Genomic DNA, 21108 nt, shown 5'->3' on the forward strand with positions numbered 1-21108 from the left:
CTCTAATTTAAACCACAATTTTTAAAAATATAATCTACACTTTCGAACACTTTATCATAACTGAATAGCTTTTCGAGCTCACTTTTAGAAATATAGCTGAGAAGTTCATCATCCTGACAAAGAGATTCAATAAATGGAATTTTCTCATCCCATGTGCGCATAGCGTTTCTCTGAACAATTACATAAGCCGTCTGCCTTTGGATTCCTCTTTTGGCAAGTTCAAGCAGTATTTTTTGAGAATGTATAAGCCCATAAGTGAGATTTAAGTTTTCTATCATTCGCTCAGGATATACAACGAGATTATCTATAAGTCTGATTGCACGGTTGAGTATATAATCAAGAGCAATAGTGCTGTCCGGAAAAATCACACGCTCAACACTGCTGTGCGAAATATCTCTTTCGTGCCATAGTGCATTATTTTCAATTGCTGCAATTGAATTGCTGCGAAGTAATCTTGCCTGACCACTTATATTTTCTGAAGCAATAGGATTTCGCTTATGAGGCATTGCTGAACTGCCTTTTTGACCCTTTGAGAAGAACTCTTCAGCTTCTCGAACTTCAGTTCTCTGCAGATGACGAATTTCAATTCCGATTTTTTCGAGCATAGAGCCAATGATACCAATGACTGTCATCAGATATGCGTGGCTGTCTCTTGAAATTACTTGAGTAGAAACGTTTGCAGGCTTAAGTCCTAATTTTTTGCAAACATATTCTTCCACAAAAGGGGATAAATGTTCGTATGTACCAACAGCTCCACTTATCATTCCCTGACGGCAATCTTCCAAAGCGGATTCAAGACGAGTGATATTACGATTGCATTCGTCATACCATAATGCGAATTTAGTTCCGAATGTCATTGCTTCGGCGTGAATACCGTGACTTCGACCTACACAAACAGTATATTTATGCTCAATAGCACGTTTTTCAAGCGCTGCTTTCAATTTATTCATATCATCAAGTAGTATCCTGCCGGCTTCATTGATTTGTACAGCAAGACATGTATCAAGTACATCGCTGGATGTCATTCCCAAATGTATAAATCTTGCCGGCTCACCTACATATTCTTCTACATTTGTTAGAAATGCGATAACATCGTGCTTTGTAGTCTCTTCAATTTCAAGTATTCTTTTAACATCAAAATTTGCTTTTTGTCTGATTTCCAACACAGCTTCTTTCGGAACGAGTCCAAGTGCAGATTGTGCCTCAACAGCTAAAATTTCAATTTCTAGCCAGATTCTGTATTTATTTTCTTCACTCCAGACAGCTCCCATTTCGGGGCGTGTGTATCTTTCAACCATTTAATCACCAAGTTTTTCTAAAATATTCTTTAATTCATTTTTTAATTGGTCAACATCGTGAGCCAATTCAGGTAATCTTCTGAGAACTGCTTCAATTTTGAACGCTTTTAGATGTTCTTTAACAGGTGAACCAAAATAAATACCACTTTTTGTTATAGATTTTGAAACACCGGACTGGGCAAGTATTGTAACATCATCTGCAATTTCAAGATGACCGGCGATGCCGACCTGACCTCCGAATCTGTTTCTCTTTCCTGAGAATACACTTCCGGATACTCCTGTTTGTGCGGCTATACCTGTATTTTCGCCAATGACACAATTGTGAGCAACATGTACTAAGTTGTCTAATTTTGAGCCTTTTCCAATTACGGTAGAGCCGACTAAAGCTCTGTCGATTGTAGAGTTTGCTCCAATTTCAACAAAATCTTCAAGTATTACATTTCCGAGCTGAGGTACTTTCTCGTAACTTCCGTCTGCTTTGTTTTCTATATAGCCAAAGCCGTCGGAGCCAATAACCGCACCTGCATATATGAAGCAGTTATTTCCAATTTTACAGTCTTGATAAACAGTTACATTTGAATTGATTATCGTATTGCTGCCAATTTTTACATTGTCATAAACTACAACTCCAGGTTTAAGATGAGAGGCATCGCCGATTGAAACATTATCGCCAATAATGCATCCTGCAGAAATTGCAGCTGATGAACTGATTTCGCAATTCTCTCCAATTACAGCACTTGCATGAATGCCTGCAGTTTTTCTATTAAGGGACTTTTCGATATGTTGTAAAAGTGTGACAAAGCTGTTGTAAGGTCTTTCAACTTTGATGTAAGCTTGTTTTTCTTTTGGAATCTTGGGGTTGTCATTAGATATTATCAGACACGACGCATTAGATTTTTGAAATTCATTTTTATATTTCTCATGGTAATAAAATGAAATATCACCCGGACCTGCATTTTCAATTGGTTTAATTGACTCTATTAATATAGAAGAATCCCCAATGACTTTGCCATTGAGGACCTCAGCAATTCTTTCTACAGTTAAATTAATCATAATTTTATCTGTTTATTCTCCTTTCTTTCATTTCAGGGCTTAACTCAGGGTTTGGGTTATTTCCATCAGGCAATTGTGGTTGTTCGAAAGTGCGCTCTTCTTGTGGTTTGGAAGCAGCTCCGCGACCTCGCCTTCGTGCAGGTGCTTTGGATTCTCTTTGCTGATTTCTTGGATCTTTATCAATTCTTTCCTGCAGGTCTTTCTCAAGGTCAGCAACATCAACTCCTAAATTCTTTAAGACTTTTACAGTCATATCGAATTTATAATTAACATAGGGGAGAGGCTGGATACTTTGGTCAACCAAAATATCAAATCCCTGCTCTGAAGCTACCTTCTGAACTGCGGCATAAATTTTTTCCTCCACAGGAGTAAATATAGTAGCAACAGCTTCATCATACTTGCCTTTTGGTTCGAAAACTGAGCGGGCATAATCTTCTCTGCTTTTTCTTAGCGTAGCCAATTCACTTTCTTTATTCTGGCGCTCTGTTTCAGTCCAAATTAATCTGTTCTTTTTAATCTCGAATTCCAGATTTTCTACTTTTTGTTGCATTGCATCGAGTTCTCTTTTCCATTCATCGGTCATACTCTGGACTCTCTGCTGAGCCTGCATTGCATCAGGAAATTTCTCTCTGATGGTATTAGAGTTCAAGAAACCGACTTTTTGAGAAAACGCATTGTTGCTTGTAAGAATAATTATTACGAATATGGCAACTTTTGCCAAAAATGTAATTTTCATGTGAAAAACCTATTTCTATTAATATATAAATTCAGTATCAAGAATTTATAGTTACCATTCAATTTATGAGCAATTCTCAATTAAATCGGATAACTTTATAAATTATTTTAGTAATAATGCAGATTATCTGATAATCATAAATTTGCCATATACAGGCTCTACGTAAAAATTGCCGTTATACTTGATTCTGTAAACATAAATACCTGATGATACAGAACTTGAGCCCAAATATCTTCCATTCCATTGGAAGATATTTGTACCAAGACTTAATTCTTTGGAAATTTCATCTATTTTATTACCTGATAAATCATAAATTTCAAGCGTAGAATTGAGCCCATGGTCAGGTGCTTTGTAAGTCAAACTGAAATTAACAATGTCTCTCGCCGGATTTGGATACGTAAACACATCTTCTACGAAGGCATTCAACAGAGAAAGTCTGGCTAAAGTTGTTAAAGTATCACGGTTACCTTCATTATCGCGGGCATAAACAATTATCGAAGCATCTTCGAATTGTAGTGTATCCGGTATGAATCTGAATATTGCTTTCAGACTTGTGCCATCATTAACAGGAATAAATTCACTGAATAATGTTCTCTGATAAGGATGTAAAAAACCGTTAATTCTGACAGTAAGTGAAGTTGAGTCAGTGATTGTCATTGGTGAGTTATCGTGCAACTCAACTTCAACAAGTGGCATTATACTGATATAATCACCATAGGTATGATATTTTCCGTCAATCTTAATTAAAATTCGGGGTTTGACTGTATCAGGTACTGTTCTTAAAGGAAGTGTAACTGAATTATTGAATGTAAAGAACTCAACTAATTTTTCATCATTGTCAATTTTTATGTCAATACTATTATTTCTATCAAGGAAATCAGTATTAATATCTTGTATAAATTCAAATTTAGAATTAGGTTCGAGATTGAAAATGCTGTAGTATGTGAAATTATTATCAGTACCACCTCTCGAGACATTAACTGATATATCTGCTGAATCCGTTTTTGTCCTTAGGGATATATTCTCAATTGCAAGATTTAACCCAACAGGTTCACCTTTTAGGATATCGTTTTTGTCAATATCAGTTTCCGATTGCAAAATAGCAAGTTCATCTGCAGGAACAAATTCCAAACGAATTGAACTGATGAAAGTTTCATCGGAATTTAATAAAGATTTGATATCAAACTTGGTCTGACTAAATTTCAGACTTGCAAATACTTCAGGATAAATTATTGCATTAATTTGACTCATATCAACATTACCGGGATTAACCTCATGAAGCAGTGTATCAATATTTCCTGTTTCAGAATTTCTTCCTGCTACGAAAAGTCCAATATTAGTACCATTGTCGGGATATTCAGATTCAATGGTGATTGAGTTCCATTTTTTTGACTTATTGATAAAATCGCTCTTGTAATTTCCTTCCGGTGAAAATAATATCAGATTACCGCTAACAAATGCCGTATCTCCATTGAAATTAATTGCTTCAGGAATAGAACCAACCTCAGCTCCACGCCATCCAACCATTGCAAATGAAACTTGCTCACCGTTGAAATCAGCATCAAAATTCAAGGTATCAGCTATCAAAGAGCCAAATGATTTGAAATAATAAAGCAGCGAATCAATTGAGCCGTGGTCTCCATCTTCGCCATACATTTTGTACAAATATGGAATCCTGAACGATGATTTATTGGTTGCAATAAGAACGTAATCGTCGTCTTCAACAGAATCTCTTAAAAATTCTACAAGTTCGCGAGATATATCGTTGAACATGAAATTCTTTTCAGCCGGATATGGAGTACCTTCACCCCATGTATCAAAGCGTTTGTAACGAGTGATTAATTCTCCGCTACGGCTTTTTACAGTAGCTACATTAATTCCAATATCATGCGGACCATCTACGAAAACTTCATCTCCTGCTTCGAGATTCACGTGTGCTTCTACCACAGGCTGTCCTTCCGGATTACCCGGTCTGTTGCCCTTTACACCCAAAGCTCTGAACGGTATTGTATCTCTTCGCATTGATAATTTTACTTGTCCGGCTGATTCGTCGAGCATCAGGTCATCAATTTTACCCGTGAGAAATTCCTCTTTGCTGCTTATGGATGCAGATACTTTGTTTTGTTCATAATGGATACTGGAATTGACAGGTATGCTTGTCCAGCCGCTCCATGTTGAATTTGTTTTGTTTATATATCTGACATGGAACCAATATGAATCTTCGCTTAAATTGAAGTCAGGCTTCCAGTCAATAAAATTCTCACTAATGATAACATCTGAATTGTCACGTGAATTAGAATGATGAATCACAGAATTTGTATCCGAATTACTTGTCAATAAGAAATAGTAATCAAATTCTGAGCCGTCTTTCAATGGATTGATTACCCTGAATTTTGGTTTGTTTGAACTTATATTCCAATATGGTTGAGGGTCTAAAGCAAGCAAACTTTCTTTGAAAACATCAATATTGATAACTAACTTATTGTTATCTTTAGTTAATTCAGAGATTTCATTGTCAGGGTCAATATCTATAGTTATTCGATGTCTTCCCGGCATATTTAAAATTTCAAAGCTGAAATTAAAATCATCAAAATAACATAAATCTTCATAATCAATCCATATAGTATCGCGGGCTGAATTATTTTCTCTTACAATTCTTATTTTAAAAGGAGCATCAATTTTATATCCATAGTTGTAAATTTTACCGGATATATTTACATAATTATCCTTATCAGTAAATCTTGAAGTACCATTTTCATTTTGAATCTGAATAGAATTATTAAACAAATAGGCGTCAGGTTCAGTTCCTATTCTTGCTCTTACCAGCGGGTCACCAAGCAAAGCGAATGTATGAAGTGTACTGAACTGGTCATTAGACACAGGAGCCAGAACAGCTTTTCCATAAACCATTAAATCGCCAACAAATCTCATTTGTCTTGCCGGGTCAGCAATTGCTGCCATCATTCTGGTTGCTATTATGTTGTGCGAACCCACAAATCCGGTAAAACTACCACCTGTAGCAGTAACAAAACCTTTGTCTTTTTCCAGAATATACATTTCGTTACGACTTGCAACAAGTTGTGGCTCAGCAAAAGCACCAGTATTGCAGGAAATTGTAGTTAAATTGCCGTAACGCCCTTTATTATTCAACGAGCTTACATTCCAACCGTCAAGGTCGAATATTTCCGCTGCTGCGTGACCTATGTAAATTGTCCACATAGCTCCTTTATTGATTTGCTCTCTTATCTCACCACCTTGTGATGAAGTGCTGGGTCCGTCAACATCCTTAATCACACTGCTGTAAGTAGCACAGAGCGGGGGATTGAGCAGTCTGTCATGATAATGAAGTCCTATCATGCCTCGAAATCTGTTTATCTCAGCGATATTATATCCACCGATTAAGAATAGAATATTCTTCATCCATGGAGATTCGGGAGTATTTTCATACTCTATGACTTTATCTATATAATTATTGGCTTGCTCTGAACTGTTTACTGGTAGTCTGCCGATGACAAATTCAGGTCTGACATCATCTTCACCATCAAGGCACGAATACCACCAGTCACTGACAGGGAATCCATAGGTAGGGATCCAGTTTGTACTATGCGAAATTTCGAGCAATTTTCTTGAATCCCAGCTTGCATCACCGATTAATAAGACATGAGTTATATCACGTTGCTCATAGGTATATTTCAAAAAGTCTTTTATACCGTGCGGTGATTTTCTGCCGTATGAAAATTCTTTGTAGATATCATCTGCATCAACAACTTCAATTGACATTCCTAAAGTTTTTCTACGGTAATCTGCCAATCTTTCTGCTTCTTTAATGAAATTTCCATGACTAATAAAAACTACGTCTAATTTCTCACTGTTTCTTAGATTAGATTTGTTTACTCTGCTAATATTGACAGCATTAGAAATATTGTCAAATCCGCATAAAATGAATTTGCTCTCGGAATTTGACTCTACAGCTATTGAGTGATTAAATCGCTTTCCGACGCTATGACTAATAAATTCAGTCATACCAACTTTTACATCAGAAATTCTTTCTATGAAGAAATCATTAGATTTTATGAAAGCCCCACAATAAACTTTGCCGCTGGAAATATCACTAAATCTCTGACTGCCAAGCCCTTGAAGAGAAGTGAAATTGCTGCTTATTGTGCCGTCATTAATGATTAATACTGCGATTGAGGAGCCGTTTGATATAGAATTAATGTATTGATTATGCTCAATGTCTGACCCGGTGAAGTGGCGGTAATCATAGTTCCCGTCTGTTCTTTCAGCTAAAATATGAATTCCGGCTTGGCTTAAGTAAATCAAGCTGTCATTTATTCCTATTGAACCACTGACTGTGCCTTCAAGTGAACCGGAGACTCTGAATAATGTTCCTTTATCAGTGCTGTTAAAAGTCGAAAATTTATTGTTTTCAATATCAAATCCGAGCAAGTTACTTGATCGAAATCCCGGGACGGTTAATTTCATATCAGTATGTTTGCCTGAAAAGTCAAATGCATCATTTATCGAAGCCGGCTTTATGTTCCCAACTACTTTTATAAAATCAACATTTGTCCTTTCATTTGTTTCTATGTATATTTGTCGGGATTCGATTTCAATATTATTTAAACCATTGATAAAATTATTGCCATTTGATATATAATCAAGAGAATTCCAGTGAAAACCCATCAGCGAGTCCCTGTCCCTTTGATTGCCATTTATGTATAACCTCAAGTCGTAATATGTTGGTACGATTGGACGGTTTTCTCTTCTGATTGAGTCCTGATTAGTTCGATACCATAGTGAAACAGTTATATTATCTTCAGGATTATCACTTGGGTCAATCATAATGTATTTTGAAAACTTGGGTTTAGTAATTGATGATTGAAAATTTTGAGGAGCAATAATACTCCAAAACCAACCTTCACCTCTTATTGTTCGTGTATCATAGAAAAAACTCTTTTCAATTGAACCATCAAAGTAATAGCTTTCAAATTCGGAGCCATGACTGTAAAATTTATCTTCTTCATAGTGACGGTCAATTTTTACAGAACTATATTCAATTACTTCATTACTGTTCGGATTCATTTCGGAGAATCTAAATCCAATATTTGCTTCATCAAAAAATAGAAAGAATACTTCGTTATTTGTATAAGTATCAAACCATGTTGTATCGCCTGCGGGGCGTCTGCCGTAAAAAATGATTTCGTCATTGCCGGATATGATTCCGTCGTCATTCAGTATGATGTAAGGATAAGGCACTCCGCGATACAGCAGATGAATAAATTGGCTGCTTTTTCCTGAGATTTGAGGTATTAAATCAATTATTTCCTGCATTTTGACTTTTACAATTTCATCGCTAGTTGTTTCTATTTTAATATAATCAATTTCCGGATTGTACCAGTCAGATTTTAGCAAATCGGGTGATACTATTTTATTCTTGTCAGAATTTCTGGAGTCAATAAGTGTCTGAAGTTGAAGAGGATTGATAATTTGCTCAAAAAATGGTGTTTCTCTTCCAAAATTTATCGTACTACTTTTTGGAATTTCATCTTTGTGTGTGATTGTAATTTCAAAAGTTTCTGCATAAAATATGCTGTTTGTAATGCGGTCATATCTAAAAGGTGCAAAAATCAATTCGTTAATTTTGATACCTCTTATTTTGGAAGCATTGGATATAGTTTTGTAGTAGTTGTCTATATTGCTTGAATTAAATTCAAATGGAATTACTTTTTCGGAATTAATTTTGATATCATACTCGAAAATTTCATTTGAAGATGCAAATTGAAATGAAAAAGCATCGTTGTCTTTACCAAATGAGGATAAATATTTTTCAGAATCAGCAATTGTCAATATGCTGACACTATCTAAATGTTTCAATTCGGGTGAGTTATTTACTACTTTAATGCTTATTTTGTTGTTACTTTCATATATGTGAACATTAGACTTGAGTTCATTCAATAAGCCCAAAAAAAGTACAAACAAGAATATTCTTTTCAAAAGCATAATAAAATCCAATTTATTAATGACATGAATAAATTAAGTATTAAAATTACATTTATCACCCTGAAAGCTGATTAATAATAAATATAGAAACGCAAAAAGAACCAATATAGTTTTTTTGTTATATAATAATAACACATAATTCCAAAAAAAGTAACAAAAATTTTAAAATAATAATTATACAGAGACTTTTGATTGCCAAAATTATAGTGAATTCATTTAATAATAAATTGGCATAATTTTTTCTATGATTAATTAGTTAAGACCATACAAAGCGTTGCTATGAAAATAAAAAAATTTATTGCTAAAGATATCAAGGAAGGTAAAAGGCTTGTCATCGAAGAACTCGGTGATGAGGCAGTTATTCTTTCGAATCGGGTCTTCAAAGACCCTGAAAATGGCGAGGAGCTTGTAGAAATCGTTGCTGCAATAGATGAGACTGTTGGGAAATCCAAGCCTTCAGAAAGTAAATCGGTCAAAGATACACAAATCAGTAATATCAGACAAATGAGTAAAGCCATTGGCTCTCACAGCAATGAATTAATCTTAAATGAAATTGATACTCTCAAGGATATGATAAATCAATTGGCTGATAGTATCAAATTCCGTAACATCGCATCACTGGGCAGCCATCTATCCAAACTTTACAAACGTCTCAGAAATCTTGAAATCAGTGATGACCAGTCCTTGAGAATAGTCAATCGAATATCGGAAAGCGGTGGCGTGAATGACTACAGAGAAGCATTGTATGAAGCCAGAAAAATTCTTGTTGAGGGAATAGATATTGGTAAATCACTGCAAAAAAGCGCGAAATCAAATATTGTCCTGTTCATAGGCACAACAGGAAGCGGTAAAACTGCTACACTTGTGAAACTTGCAATTCTCAGTAAAATTGTTCAAAATGCCAATAACCTGATTGTATCAGCTGATACTTACAAAGTCGGAGCATCTGAGCAATTGGAAACTTATGCATCAATAGCTTCTATTCCATTTAGAAGTGCATTTACAAATGATGAACTGAAAAAAATAATTGATGAGAATCAAAATAAAGATTTTATTTTTGTTGATACAACAGGGTTTTCTCAGAAAAACAATGAACAAATAGAGCAAATTCACGATTTAATCAATACAATTAATCCAAATGTAATTTATCTGACAATACCTGCAGTAGTTTCTGCAACTACAGCTGATTCAATATTTAATGGTTTAAAGGGTATAACTATAGATAGTGTGATTCTAACTAAAGCAGACGAGAGTGAGTCCATTGCAAATATGATACAAACAATTAAACCCAATAAAGTTCCAATTTCATACATCACAAATGGCATAAAAATACCTGAAGATATTCAACCTGCAGACAGAGTTTTGTTGGGCAAGTTGTCGCTTTTGGAATAAATATGAAAAATCCGAAAACAAATATAAAAAGTACGGGAGTTATTACATTTTGCAGCGGCAAAGGTGGTGTCGGTAAAAGTGTCATAACTGCAAATACTGCTTCAGCATTAGGAATGCATAGCAGTGTTTTGGTTCTTGATAGTGTTACAGATTTACCAAATCAGCATATTATTTTTGGTGTTGAACCTCCAATAAGACTGATGAGTGTATTGTCTGGTCATGTCATGGTTGAATCCGCAGCTTTTCAGATAAATAAAAATGTTAGTTTACTTGTTGATTCACCGCTTGAAGTGGGAGAAGAGAATAATTCAGTATTAGAATTGACTGATGTAGTCGCAGATTTGAAATTCAATTCAGAGTTTGATTACCTGATTATAGACACTCATTCAGGAATTTCCGATCAACTTGTTGAATTTTGTTATATGTCAGATTTAGTAGTTGTTTTAATCACAGATGAACCTACATCACTTTTAGATGCTTATGGATTGGTTAAAGTGTTGGTAAACTTCATTGACTCAAAAAAAATTGTTCTTCTTGTCAATAATGTTATTGACTCTGAAGATGCAGAAGAGATATCAGAAAAACTAAATCTCGCTACCACGAAATTTTTGAATATGAATCTTGAGGTACTCGGATTTGTACCCTACAGCAGAAATGTAAGAAAATCTATACAGAGGCAGGAACTTTTGACCTTATCCAACAAGGATGATGATGCTACAAAAGCAATTATGAGTATAGCAAATAAAATTCATACAAAATATTTTAAGGATATAAACATTAATACAGTTGATTTCGAACTTATGAAGGCATTGTAACTATGGCATCAAAAGTTAAAGACGGCGACAAGAAAAAACTAAGCGATAGAGAGAAGAAATATCAAAAGAAATTAGCTCAGGAAAGAAAGAAACTTGACAAAATCATCAGTTTTCCTGGTAGGGCACTTCTTTTAATCTCTATTATTGCCGGTTTATTAATATTTACATATACATACTTCGGAAGTAAAACTGAGGTATTATCAGCTTTGCTCACATCATTTTTTGGATTTTCTGTAGTATTTATCGGACTTGGTTTGGCAATGGTACTTTATTTTTTCTTCAAGTCAGAGCAAATCAAGAAAGAGTATGCTCGTCAACTTGAAATCGAACGTAAAGAACGCGAAATTGATGAGCAATCCAAATTCCGAAGGGAAATTGCAGAACTTGAATCAATCGAGAAAGAGCTTTTTGATAAAAAAAATAAACAATCAGGTACAAAATCGGAAACTGTCAAACAATCTAAATCTTCTTCAAAACCAACTATGACTGACGAAGAAGCTTATTTGGAAGAAGTATTAAACAGTAATATGAAAAATGTATAAGCTAATTAATGCAATATAACAAGTTAGATATTGATTCATTGTGGTATGAATATAAAAAGAATGGGAGTGATGAACTAAGGCAAACTCTCATTTTAAATTATGTATCTTTGATAAATTATACGATTAGCAAAATGGTTTTGCCCGTCAATACAATTTTGGAAGAAAGTGATTTTGTTAATATCGGTGTACTTGGATTATATGAAGCAATAGAAAGATTTGAGCCTGACAGACAAATTAAGTTTGAAACTTACGCAATTAAAAGGATTAAAGGAAAAATTCAAGATGAACTTCGTAAACTTGATTGGCTGTCACGAACTGCAAGAAAAAGAGCAACAGAATTCAAATCAATATCAGACACCATGCAGCAAAGACAGGAGAAAGGTGACACAGAACAGCAGGTATTGAATGAATTAAAAATCAGTCCTGAGCAATACAGAAGTTATTTAATTGCTGCATCTGATGCAAAATCTTCTATCCCTATTTCGGATAGTTCACTAAAAATCATAAACGATGATGATGAGGAAGTGAATTTTCTTGAAGAAATTGCCGATGAATCTCAAGATTTTCTTAGCGAAATTCTTGAAGAAGAAAAGCAAAAATATTTGGCATCATCAATATCTAAACTTAAAGAGAATAAAAGAAACGTACTGGTTTTATATTATTTCGAAAATCTTAATTTCAAAGAGATTGGTCAGGTTTTAGGAGTATCTGAGAGTCGTATATCGCAGATTCACACTGAAACAATCAAGGAGTTGAAGTTAAAAATGAACAGGTATGAAGATGCTTAATAAATCTGTTCTGCATAAACTCGAATCAATCAGAAATCTGCCTACAATGCCCATCATAGTGTCGGAAGTTCTTTCAGCTGTGGATAATCCAAAATCGAGTGCTGCAAGTCTTGCAAAAATTATTGAGAAAGACCAGGCACTTACTGCAAGAGTACTCAGAATCGCGAATTCGCCCTTTTACGGTTATACCCGTAAAATATCCACGATAGATTTAGCTATTGTAATTATGGGCTTTAATACATTGAAGGAAATAGTGCTTAGTATTGTCATACAAAGATTCTTTTCAAAAGTCAATACTAACGTATTCAATCTCAAAGATTTTTGGCAATATGGTTTGTTCTCTGGCTCAGCAGCGAGACTTTTATCTCGAAAATTAGGTTATAAATTAGCCGGAGAAGCATTTGTAGCCGGACTAATGCATGATATAGGAGTTTTAATCATAGCAGAATACTTTACAACCAAATTCAAAGAAATTAAACAATATATAGCTACACATAAAGTAAACTTACTTGATGCAGAGCAGGCGGTGCTTGGATGCACACATTCTGAAATCGGTGCTTGGATAGCTGATAAATGGAATCTTCCGGACAAAATGGTTAAAGCAATTCAAAATCATCATATTAATTTCTCTTATTTCAGTAAGAATGCAGGTGCCGGAATGGATGATGATATTCTCAGTGAAATAGACCAGCCTCTTACAGCAATGGTATCACTTGCGGAATGGTTTGCTCAGATTCTTGGTTTCAAAAACTGGATTGATGAACCGACAACTCCGGAATACTATTTATCATCTGAAGTATTCGGAGATTTTTCGATTAATGATATAATGGATTCGGAAAGTGCAATGTTTGCACTTAGAACTGAGTTATTGGATGAGTTTGCAAAAGCTAATATTTTCAATGAATTAAATCTTTAATCTTATGAATAATCAGACAGTAAATATTAAAAATTACATAGAAGAATTGAATAAATGCAGCAGCGTTAATTCGATTAATAATGTGATTTTTGAAGTTTTAAAAGATGAATTTGCGATAATCGAATCTGTAATCATTGAAGTTGATTCAAATTCCAACATCATTACCAGTAATTTGAATGAAGAGTCTGCTTTAAGTGAACGAATTAAATACCTGATAGAAGAAGGGATTATAGATTGGGCTCTGCAAACCGGTGAGGCGCAGATTATTATGGATTTGCAGTCTCAGCTGAAAGGCATTTCGAGAAATATTATTATGGCTCCATTTGTTTATATCAATGATGTTATAGCAATATTTATTGCTTTTACAGAGAAAAATAAAGATGATATTGATAATATATTAAACAAAATTGTTCATGAAGTAATAAGTATAACAGCTTTGAAAATAAAGTTGATACAACAGAGTTTCAAGGTTAAAAAAATTAACAGCCGATTGAATGAACTGAACGAAAGATTAATTAATTCTCTGCCAATGACTACATTTGGGGAAATATCTCTTACAGTTTTAAAAGAGGCAACTCTGCCGCTTCAGATAATCAATTCTAATGTGGAATTAATTGAAAGTGGTGTCGGTAATACAGCCCGTCGCTTAGAAATAATCAAACAACAAACAAAATCTATAAGTGAAATTATAAATCTTCTAACTGAAATTTCACTCGATTCCTCTAAATCTGAGCCCGAAATATTTAGTTTGAGCGAATTATTTGATGAAATCTCAAGCGTAACAGCCTCTCAAATTAAAACCGCGGGAATGAAACTCTACATTGAAGTAGAAAACGAAAAATTGAGCATTAAAGCCATTAAAACTCAACTCGAGTATTCACTTATTCATATTATTTTGTTTTTCTTAACAACTGAAATTGAATCAGATACAATTTATTTGACCGCTAATATTCATAACCCTAGAACTATCGTAATTTCGGTAAAAAGTGATGACAGTATTTTTGATGCTAATAATTTTGAGAAATTTGTTGAATCAATCAAGCAAATAAGTAAATTTGATAGAATGGTAAATGGGTTTTATTCTGCAAAAAATATTATAAAAAATAGTGGTGGCAAAATTGAATGTCTTTCAAAATCCGGCGAAGGAACGATTTTTAGAATTTATTTTCCATCAGTAAAAAATATTAAAGTGGATTGAATTTATTGTATAAATTATTTAATATATTAATAATTATAATGTTTATAACTTCTGCGAAAGTACTTTATAGCGCAGAAATTAAGTCCATTAGTATCAATCCGCTGAATCGTGCAATAATTCAATTTGATACATTACCTGATAATATAAATTCTCATTTATCTGATAATAAAACATTGATAAAAATTGAGTTAGACGCTGTTAGATACGATGAGAAGTTAAGTCAGATTAGCGGACTTGGTATAATTTCTGATGTGTATCTCAGAAATGAAAACGGGAAAACTATTGTTAATATTAAAACAAAAGATAAACGCGGTTATACTGTTTCCAAAAGAGCTTTTACCGACCGAATTTTTATTGATGTTTTTCAATGGGATATGCTAAGTATTGAAGAAGAAAATTTTAGAATGGGTTTACTGGCTTATGAGGATAAAATACTCAATGAGGCATTAAGAAATTTTTATCAGGCTGCAAAAAATGGAGTTTATGAATCAGTTTTCAATTTAGGAAATTGTTATTTTGAAACAGGTTACACATACGAAGCATACAAATCCTATGAATTCGCTTATAATTTTGACTCCACTAATATTGATGCACTCGCCGGTCTTGCTGTATCTCTATCGAAACTTGGAATGAACAATGAGTCAAAATATTTCTCTGAATTGTTCAAAATGCAGACAGGTAAAGATGTTTCTGCAGTATTTTCAGTGAGTGAAACATTATTGGATAGTAATCTATTGGATTTAAGTTTTTTAAATAAGATTAATTTTGACAGTTTAAATATAACTACAAAAGACTCAATTACTGTTTTGGACAGCACATTTTCAGATATTGAAATTTCACTTCAGGACAGTACAAGCCATAGTGAGCAAAGCAACAGTCTTTTTTCAGATATTAAAGAATATATTTATTATGCATTAGTGATTGTGGGCGGTACATTTATTGCATTAATATTTTATTATTTCAAATGGAGAAGGACTCAGATTGAAAGCAGAAGCTCCAAGCCTGTTGAAAAATTTGAAGATAAGCTAAAAGAAGCAACTGCTAAGGTGAACCCTAATATTCTGAATAATAAATATTCCTCTGTAAGTGTTAATACTAAATCTGATAACAAGGAAAATGAGAATTCAAATCCAGAAAATCAGTCTGGCGTCATAAATGATTACAAAATAAATAAATTAGGCGATGTCATTGAATCAATAACCGGCAAACCTGCAGAGAGCTATAAAAAGTCGGAAAGTCAGAGTAATGTCAACGCTAAACTGCAACTTGCAATGCACCTTGCAGAAGAACAAAGAAGAATTAAGACTCAAAATATTGAAAGTTTGAATAGCACTTCAATTCCCAATGATAAGAAAAAACTATCAGAGATTTCTAAAAAGCTTGGTATTGAAAAGGGTGGACTTGAAACAAAACTTGCTATGGAAAAATTAATGAAGGATAAAAATCTTTTGAAAAAGCTTAGTGAAAAATTCGGACTTTGAGTAAGAAATACTTCTTTTACAACAACATAAATACCATTTTCTTACAATTAAGTTATAGCTTTTTAGTCTATATTTAAATGTTTGTTAATTGCTATATGCATTAATCAATTATTTATTTATTAAAATAAGTTATGACAAGACAAGAACTAATCCAAGAAATCCTTGATTTGTTAAGGGAAGAGACCTATCCTGTACGAATCAGCGATATATCCAAAATATTGCGAATAAAATCAGATTCAAATGAGTATTTCATTCTTAAAGATACTATTGATGATTTAATTGAAAAGCAACTAATTGAGAAATTGCCAAGAAGGAGAATAGCTTTAAAGAAATTTCAAGATGAGTCAACAATAAAAGGCATTTTCAAGTTATACCATGGCAAGGCAATTGTTGAAACAGAAAACCCGAATTTTGCTAAGATTAATATCAAAGAAAGGTTTTATAATACAGCTCTCGATGGAGATACAGTCACAGTGCAACTTCATGCAGTTAAAAAGGGCAAGAAGCCAAAAGGCGAAGTGTTACAAGTGATTAATCGCAGCAAAACAGAGATTGTAGGTACTCTCGATAATAACGGCTATTTCTATTTTCTCGTACCTGATGACCCGAATTATTATGTAGATTTTTTAATACCGGACAAGAAACTCAATAAAGCAAAAGTCGGTGACAAAGTTAAAGCGAAATTCCTGAAATGGTCTGACCCTACAATAAGCCCTACTGCTGAAATTTCTGAAGTTATTGGTAAGGCTGGAATTCCGGTTGTTGAGTATGACTCAATTATTAAAGAGTTTGAGATAGTTGAAGAATTTCCTGATGATGTTATAAGAGAAGCGAAAAAATATAAAGCTCCCGGCAAGAGAAAACCAGCCGGAAGACTTGATCTGCGAGATGAACTAATCATAACAATTGACCCTGTTGATGCAAAAGATTTTGATGATGCTCTTTCGCTGAAGATGCTTGAAAACGGCAACTATTGGCTTGGTGTGCATATTGCCGATGTGAGCCACTATGTTGAAGAAAACTCAGGACTTGATATTGAAGCAAGATTCAGAGGTAATAGTATTTATTTGGTTGACCGTGTTGTTCCAATGCTACCTGAAGAACTTTCAAATGAAATATGTTCCCTGAAGCCGAATGAGCCGAGAATGGCTTTTTCTTGTTTTATGGAAATTACTCCAAAAGGTGCAGTTAAAAATTACGAAGTGCATGAATCCATAATCATCAGTAAACGCAGGTATAATTATGATGAAGTCCTTGAAATTATTGAAACTGGAATAGGCGATAATGCTGATTTTATACTCGAATTATATAAACTCAGTGATATTTTGAGAAAGAAACGCTATAGGGAAGGAAGTATTAATTTTGATACACGCGAGTACAAATTTGTACTTGATGAAAATAAATATCCTGTTGAAGTAAAAGTTCGGCAAACAACAAAATCTACTGCTCTTGTGGAAGAATGTATGCTGATTGCTAATAGAACTGTAGCGAATTATTTTACTAAATTAGCTTCAAAATATCTGAAAGCAGGCAATCTCCCGACTTTATACAGAGTGCACGAAGAACCCGACCCGAAAAAACTTACTGATGCTATTGAATTTTTTAGGACTATGACCGAATTTTCTCTTAAAAAACAACCAAGTTCAAAAGATATTAATAAATTGCTTCAGAGCTTTGAGAATTTACCTGAAAAACCAATTGTACATCAGGTTTTAATCAGGTCAATGGCAAAAGCAGCTTACTCACCAACCAATTTTGGGCATTACGGGCTTGGATTTAATGAGTATGTTCATTTTACATCTCCTATCAGACGTTATCCTGACTTAATAGTTCATAGATTGCTAAAAGAATACATGAAAGCACTGCCGGATACATCAAGACTGAATTATCTGAAAGTTTTCTGTCGCGATGCAGGAAAGCATTGTAGCGAAACTGAACGAACTGCTATGGATGCAGAGCGCGCATCGGTCAAACTTACTCATTCGGTAATGGCAAGTGGTCTGGTAGGCGAAATATTCGAAGGTACTATTTCTGGTGTAACCAGTTTTGGTCTATTTGTGCAGCTCGATGGCAATTATGCCGAAGGTCTTCTGCACATTAGAGATTTGAACGATGATTATTATGTCTTTGATGAGGCAAAATTCAGACTTGTAGGACGTAAGCATAAGAAAATTTTTGGATTTGGAACTCGTTTGAAAGTTAAAATTATTAAAGTTAATCTTGATAAACGCACTATAGATTTAGCATATATAGAACAAAATGAACATTAACAAATGATAGAAATTGATAATTTATACAAAAGTTTTGGACCGAAAGTCGTTTTAGATGGTGTATCGCTGAATATACCGGAAGGTGATTCCACTTGTATTATCGGAAAATCAGGCTCGGGAAAGAGTGTATTGCTAAAGCATATAGTCGGCTTGCTTGAACCTGATTCCGGCACTGTAAAAGTTGACACTAAACAAATTGACAAATTAGACAGAAAAGAACTATTTGCATTACGCCGGCAGATGGGTTTTGTATTTCAGGGTGCTGCACTTTTTGATTCTCTGAATGTATTCGAAAATACAGTACTTGGTATGTACGAGCATGGAAATCGCAATTTAGCTGAGCTTGAAAAAGAGGCTATCAGAGTTATTTCTGCTGTGCAATTATTGCCTGATATTGAAGAAGTAGGCGAAGTACAATTCATTAAAGAGTGGGAAATTCTCAAAAATAAAAAACCTTCGGATTTATCAGGTGGGATGAGAAAGAGAGTTGGTGTGGCGCGTGCCCTTGTGGGCAATCCCAAATATATTTTCTACGACGAACCAACTACAGGGCTTGACCCTGTGACATCAGAACAAATTGACGACTTAATAGCTGAATTATCCAATAAGCTAAATGTTACTTCAGTAATTATAACCCATGATATGTTTTCAGTATTCAGAATAGCTAAAACTGTCGCAATGATTCACGATGGTAAGCTTCGTTATAATGGTGATGTAGAAGGAATTAAAAACAGCAAGGATGAGGTTGTGGCAGAATTTATTGAACGATTTGTTCGGGGTTAGGTATGACCAAAGCCGGAGAAAAAGGATATGAAAGAGAATTCTATATAAGTGAGATTTTTTCTATCTCATGGGAAGTTTACAGGCAAAATTATCGCTCACTTTTTCCGCTTGCATTCATAGTTTATTTGCCTTTGAATATTTTTCTGGCTTTTTTTCCAATCACAAGTCTGTCCGAATTTGACCCTGCTGATTACCAAAGTTGGTTTAGAATTTTTGGTGCTATGAATATCGCTGTCTATTTGAGTTTTATCGGCAACATAGCAGTTGCTATTGCATTAAAGCGTAAGCTTTATACTAATAATTTTTCTTTAGGTGCTGTAATTGGAGAAATATTCAAGCGATATTTTAATTATTTCACAACTAATACTTTGATGCTTGTGCTTGTCTTTGTTTGCTTTAATATTTGGATGTATTTTTCAATTACATTCCCAACTATTTTTTTACTTTTGCTGATTCCGATTATCCTATATTTAGTTTATTGGTCATTTGCTATTTATATATTTTCGTTTAAAGATATAAATCTGTATCAATCTATGAGACAGAGCTATGCTATAGTCAATGGCAGATGGGCAAAAGTTTTTTACTATGTTGCATCATTCATTCTTTTTTCAGTAATAACGACACTCATACTTGGGTTCCCTTATTCATTTTTGCATGATTCAATATTTGTAAAAATATTATATACAAATCTGGTTAGTGTTATAACATCTTTTTTTGTTGTAGCATTTATAATTTTTTACGTTAATTTTGATGATACTAAAATATGAAAGTAGCTGTTTTATTGTCTGGCGGAGTTGACAGCTCTGTAGCACTTTGTTTGTTGAAAGAGCAGGGGTATGATGTTACTGCATTTTATCTGAAAATTTGGCTTGAAGATGAACTTGCATTTCTTGGAGAATGTCCATGGGAAGAAGATTTGAAGTATGCCCGAAGTGTGTGCGATAGTCTTGGAGTCAAGTTAGAGATTATTAATATGCAGGCGGAGTATCTAAATACAGTTGTAGAATATACAATCTCTGAGCTAAAAGCAGGCAGAACACCCAGCCCGGACATAATGTGCAACCGACATATTAAATTTGGACAGTTTTTCGGCAAAATTGATAGTTCTTATGAAAAAGTAGCATCCGGACACTATGCCCAAATCGAGGAAAACAACCGAAAATTCTATCTGAAAGAATCACCTGACGCTGTAAAGGACCAGACTTATTTTCTGACTTATCTGAATCAGGAGCAGCTATCTAAAATTATCTTCCCAATCGGAAAATTTACAAAACCTCAGGTCAGGGAATTAGCAAATAGATTTGCTCTGCCGACTTCAGGCAGAAAAGACAGTCAGGGAATATGTTTCTTGGGAAAAATCAAGTATAATGATTTTATTAAGTTTCATCTCGGTGAGTTGGAGGGTGAAATTCGGGAAATTGAGACAAACAAAATTTTGGGAAATCACAAAGGCTATTGGTTTCATACCATTGGGCAGCGAACAGGTTTAGGACTTAGCGGTGGTCCATGGTATGTTGTAAGGAAAAATATTGAAAACAATATAATTTATGTTTCTCGTGATAATCAAACTGAAAAAATTCCTCATAATATATTCAACAGCCGTGATGTAAACTGGATTCCTGAATCGCCTGAGGCAATTAATCTTAAAGTTAAGCTAAGACATGGTCCCGTAAAAAATGATTGCTCAATTGATTATATTAGTAATGGTAAGGTCAGAGTAAACCTTGCCACGCCTGACCAAGGTATCAGTGCGGGACAGTTCTCGATTTTTTATAAAGACGGCTACTGCCTTGGCGGAGGCGTTATTGAGCAAGTTGGTAATTGACATGTTCA

The 21108-nt window shown here is 34.2% G+C and carries 15 protein-coding genes; 11 read left to right on the forward strand and 4 right to left on the reverse strand.

Going from position 1 to position 21108, the window contains the following annotated elements; translation table 11 throughout:
• Positions 1-2: 2 nt before the first annotated feature.
• The 4 genes from KF896_02785 to KF896_02800 all read right to left on the reverse strand — a co-directional run bounded on the left by KF896_02785 (position 3) and on the right by KF896_02800 (position 9090).
• The gene (locus tag KF896_02785; GenBank protein ID MBX3042618.1) at positions 3-1298 is read right to left on the reverse strand and encodes an adenylosuccinate lyase; all 1296 of its coding nucleotides are present in this window, start codon (positions 1296-1298) and stop codon (positions 3-5) included.
• Positions 1299-2351, reverse strand: a complete 1053-nt coding sequence (gene lpxD / locus KF896_02790; GenBank protein MBX3042619.1) for a UDP-3-O-(3-hydroxymyristoyl)glucosamine N-acyltransferase — start codon at positions 2349-2351, stop codon at positions 1299-1301.
• A gap of 4 nt (positions 2352-2355) precedes the next feature.
• Positions 2356-3087: an OmpH family outer membrane protein gene (locus KF896_02795; GenBank protein ID MBX3042620.1), complete on the reverse strand. Its 732-nt coding sequence runs from the start codon at positions 3085-3087 to the stop codon at positions 2356-2358.
• A 123-nt stretch (positions 3088-3210) separates the two neighbouring features.
• Positions 3211-9090 (reverse strand): T9SS type A sorting domain-containing protein, encoded by a 5880-nt coding sequence (locus KF896_02800; GenBank protein MBX3042621.1) that lies wholly within the window; start codon positions 9088-9090, stop codon positions 3211-3213.
• Between the two features lie 279 nt (positions 9091-9369).
• On the opposite strand from KF896_02800, the gene KF896_02805 reads away from it, so the two are divergent.
• The 11 genes from KF896_02805 (at position 9370) to mnmA (ending at position 21100) form a co-directional block, all read left to right on the forward strand.
• On the forward strand, positions 9370-10482 hold the full coding sequence (locus tag KF896_02805; protein ID MBX3042622.1) for a hypothetical protein: 1113 nt from the start codon (positions 9370-9372) through the stop codon (positions 10480-10482).
• Between the two features lie 2 nt (positions 10483-10484).
• A complete protein-coding gene (locus KF896_02810) occupies positions 10485-11297 on the forward strand; it encodes a P-loop NTPase (protein MBX3042623.1) in 813 nt (270 codons plus the stop codon).
• A gap of 2 nt (positions 11298-11299) precedes the next feature.
• Entirely contained in the window at positions 11300-11839 is a 540-nt protein-coding gene (locus KF896_02815) for a hypothetical protein (GenBank protein MBX3042624.1), read from the forward strand.
• 8 nt (positions 11840-11847) lie between these two features.
• Positions 11848-12627 carry a FliA/WhiG family RNA polymerase sigma factor gene (locus tag KF896_02820; GenBank protein ID MBX3042625.1) on the forward strand — a complete coding sequence of 260 codons (780 nt, stop codon included), beginning with the start codon at positions 11848-11850 and terminating at the stop codon, positions 12625-12627.
• Positions 12620-13543, forward strand: a complete 924-nt coding sequence (locus tag KF896_02825; GenBank protein ID MBX3042626.1) for an HDOD domain-containing protein — start codon at positions 12620-12622, stop codon at positions 13541-13543. The genes KF896_02820 and KF896_02825 overlap by 8 nt, the downstream gene beginning before the upstream one ends.
• A gap of 4 nt (positions 13544-13547) precedes the next feature.
• Positions 13548-14741, forward strand: a complete 1194-nt coding sequence (locus KF896_02830) for a HAMP domain-containing histidine kinase (GenBank protein ID MBX3042627.1) — start codon at positions 13548-13550, stop codon at positions 14739-14741.
• A 38-nt stretch (positions 14742-14779) separates the two neighbouring features.
• Positions 14780-16222, forward strand: coding sequence for a hypothetical protein (locus tag KF896_02835; GenBank protein ID MBX3042628.1), 1443 nt, complete (start codon positions 14780-14782; stop codon positions 16220-16222).
• A gap of 131 nt (positions 16223-16353) precedes the next feature.
• A complete protein-coding gene (gene rnr, locus KF896_02840) occupies positions 16354-18492 on the forward strand; it encodes a ribonuclease R (protein MBX3042629.1) in 2139 nt (712 codons plus the stop codon).
• Positions 18493-18495: 3 nt separating this feature from the next.
• Positions 18496-19275, forward strand: coding sequence for an ATP-binding cassette domain-containing protein (locus KF896_02845; GenBank protein ID MBX3042630.1), 780 nt, complete (start codon positions 18496-18498; stop codon positions 19273-19275).
• 2 nt (positions 19276-19277) lie between these two features.
• On the forward strand, positions 19278-20042 hold the full coding sequence (locus KF896_02850; protein MBX3042631.1) for a hypothetical protein: 765 nt from the start codon (positions 19278-19280) through the stop codon (positions 20040-20042).
• On the forward strand, positions 20039-21100 hold the full coding sequence (mnmA, locus tag KF896_02855) for a tRNA 2-thiouridine(34) synthase MnmA (protein MBX3042632.1): 1062 nt from the start codon (positions 20039-20041) through the stop codon (positions 21098-21100). Before KF896_02850 ends, mnmA begins: the two co-directional genes overlap by 4 nt.
• The last annotated feature ends 8 nt before the right edge of the window (positions 21101-21108 follow it).

This window comes from Ignavibacteriota bacterium (genome assembly GCA_019637995.1).
Classification (GTDB): domain Bacteria; phylum Bacteroidota; class Ignavibacteria; order Kapaibacteriales; family UBA2268; genus JANJTB01.

Coding starts and splice junctions, on each gene's coding strand:
- KF896_02785 (MBX3042618.1), bottom strand. CDS start 1,298: ATGGTTGAAAGATACACACGCCCCGAAATGGGAGCTGTCTGGAGTGAA.
- lpxD (MBX3042619.1), bottom strand. CDS start 2,351: ATGATTAATTTAACTGTAGAAAGAATTGCTGAGGTCCTCAATGGCAAA.
- KF896_02795 (MBX3042620.1), bottom strand. CDS start 3,087: ATGAAAATTACATTTTTGGCAAAAGTTGCCATATTCGTAATAATTATT.
- KF896_02800 (MBX3042621.1), bottom strand. CDS start 9,090: ATGCTTTTGAAAAGAATATTCTTGTTTGTACTTTTTTTGGGCTTATTG.
- KF896_02805 (MBX3042622.1), top strand. CDS start 9,370: ATGAAAATAAAAAAATTTATTGCTAAAGATATCAAGGAAGGTAAAAGG.
- KF896_02810 (MBX3042623.1), top strand. CDS start 10,485: ATGAAAAATCCGAAAACAAATATAAAAAGTACGGGAGTTATTACATTT.
- KF896_02815 (MBX3042624.1), top strand. CDS start 11,300: ATGGCATCAAAAGTTAAAGACGGCGACAAGAAAAAACTAAGCGATAGA.
- KF896_02820 (MBX3042625.1), top strand. CDS start 11,848: ATGCAATATAACAAGTTAGATATTGATTCATTGTGGTATGAATATAAA.
- KF896_02825 (MBX3042626.1), top strand. CDS start 12,620: ATGCTTAATAAATCTGTTCTGCATAAACTCGAATCAATCAGAAATCTG.
- KF896_02830 (MBX3042627.1), top strand. CDS start 13,548: ATGAATAATCAGACAGTAAATATTAAAAATTACATAGAAGAATTGAAT.
- KF896_02835 (MBX3042628.1), top strand. CDS start 14,780: ATGTTTATAACTTCTGCGAAAGTACTTTATAGCGCAGAAATTAAGTCC.
- rnr (MBX3042629.1), top strand. CDS start 16,354: ATGACAAGACAAGAACTAATCCAAGAAATCCTTGATTTGTTAAGGGAA.
- KF896_02845 (MBX3042630.1), top strand. CDS start 18,496: ATGATAGAAATTGATAATTTATACAAAAGTTTTGGACCGAAAGTCGTT.
- KF896_02850 (MBX3042631.1), top strand. CDS start 19,278: ATGACCAAAGCCGGAGAAAAAGGATATGAAAGAGAATTCTATATAAGT.
- mnmA (MBX3042632.1), top strand. CDS start 20,039: ATGAAAGTAGCTGTTTTATTGTCTGGCGGAGTTGACAGCTCTGTAGCA.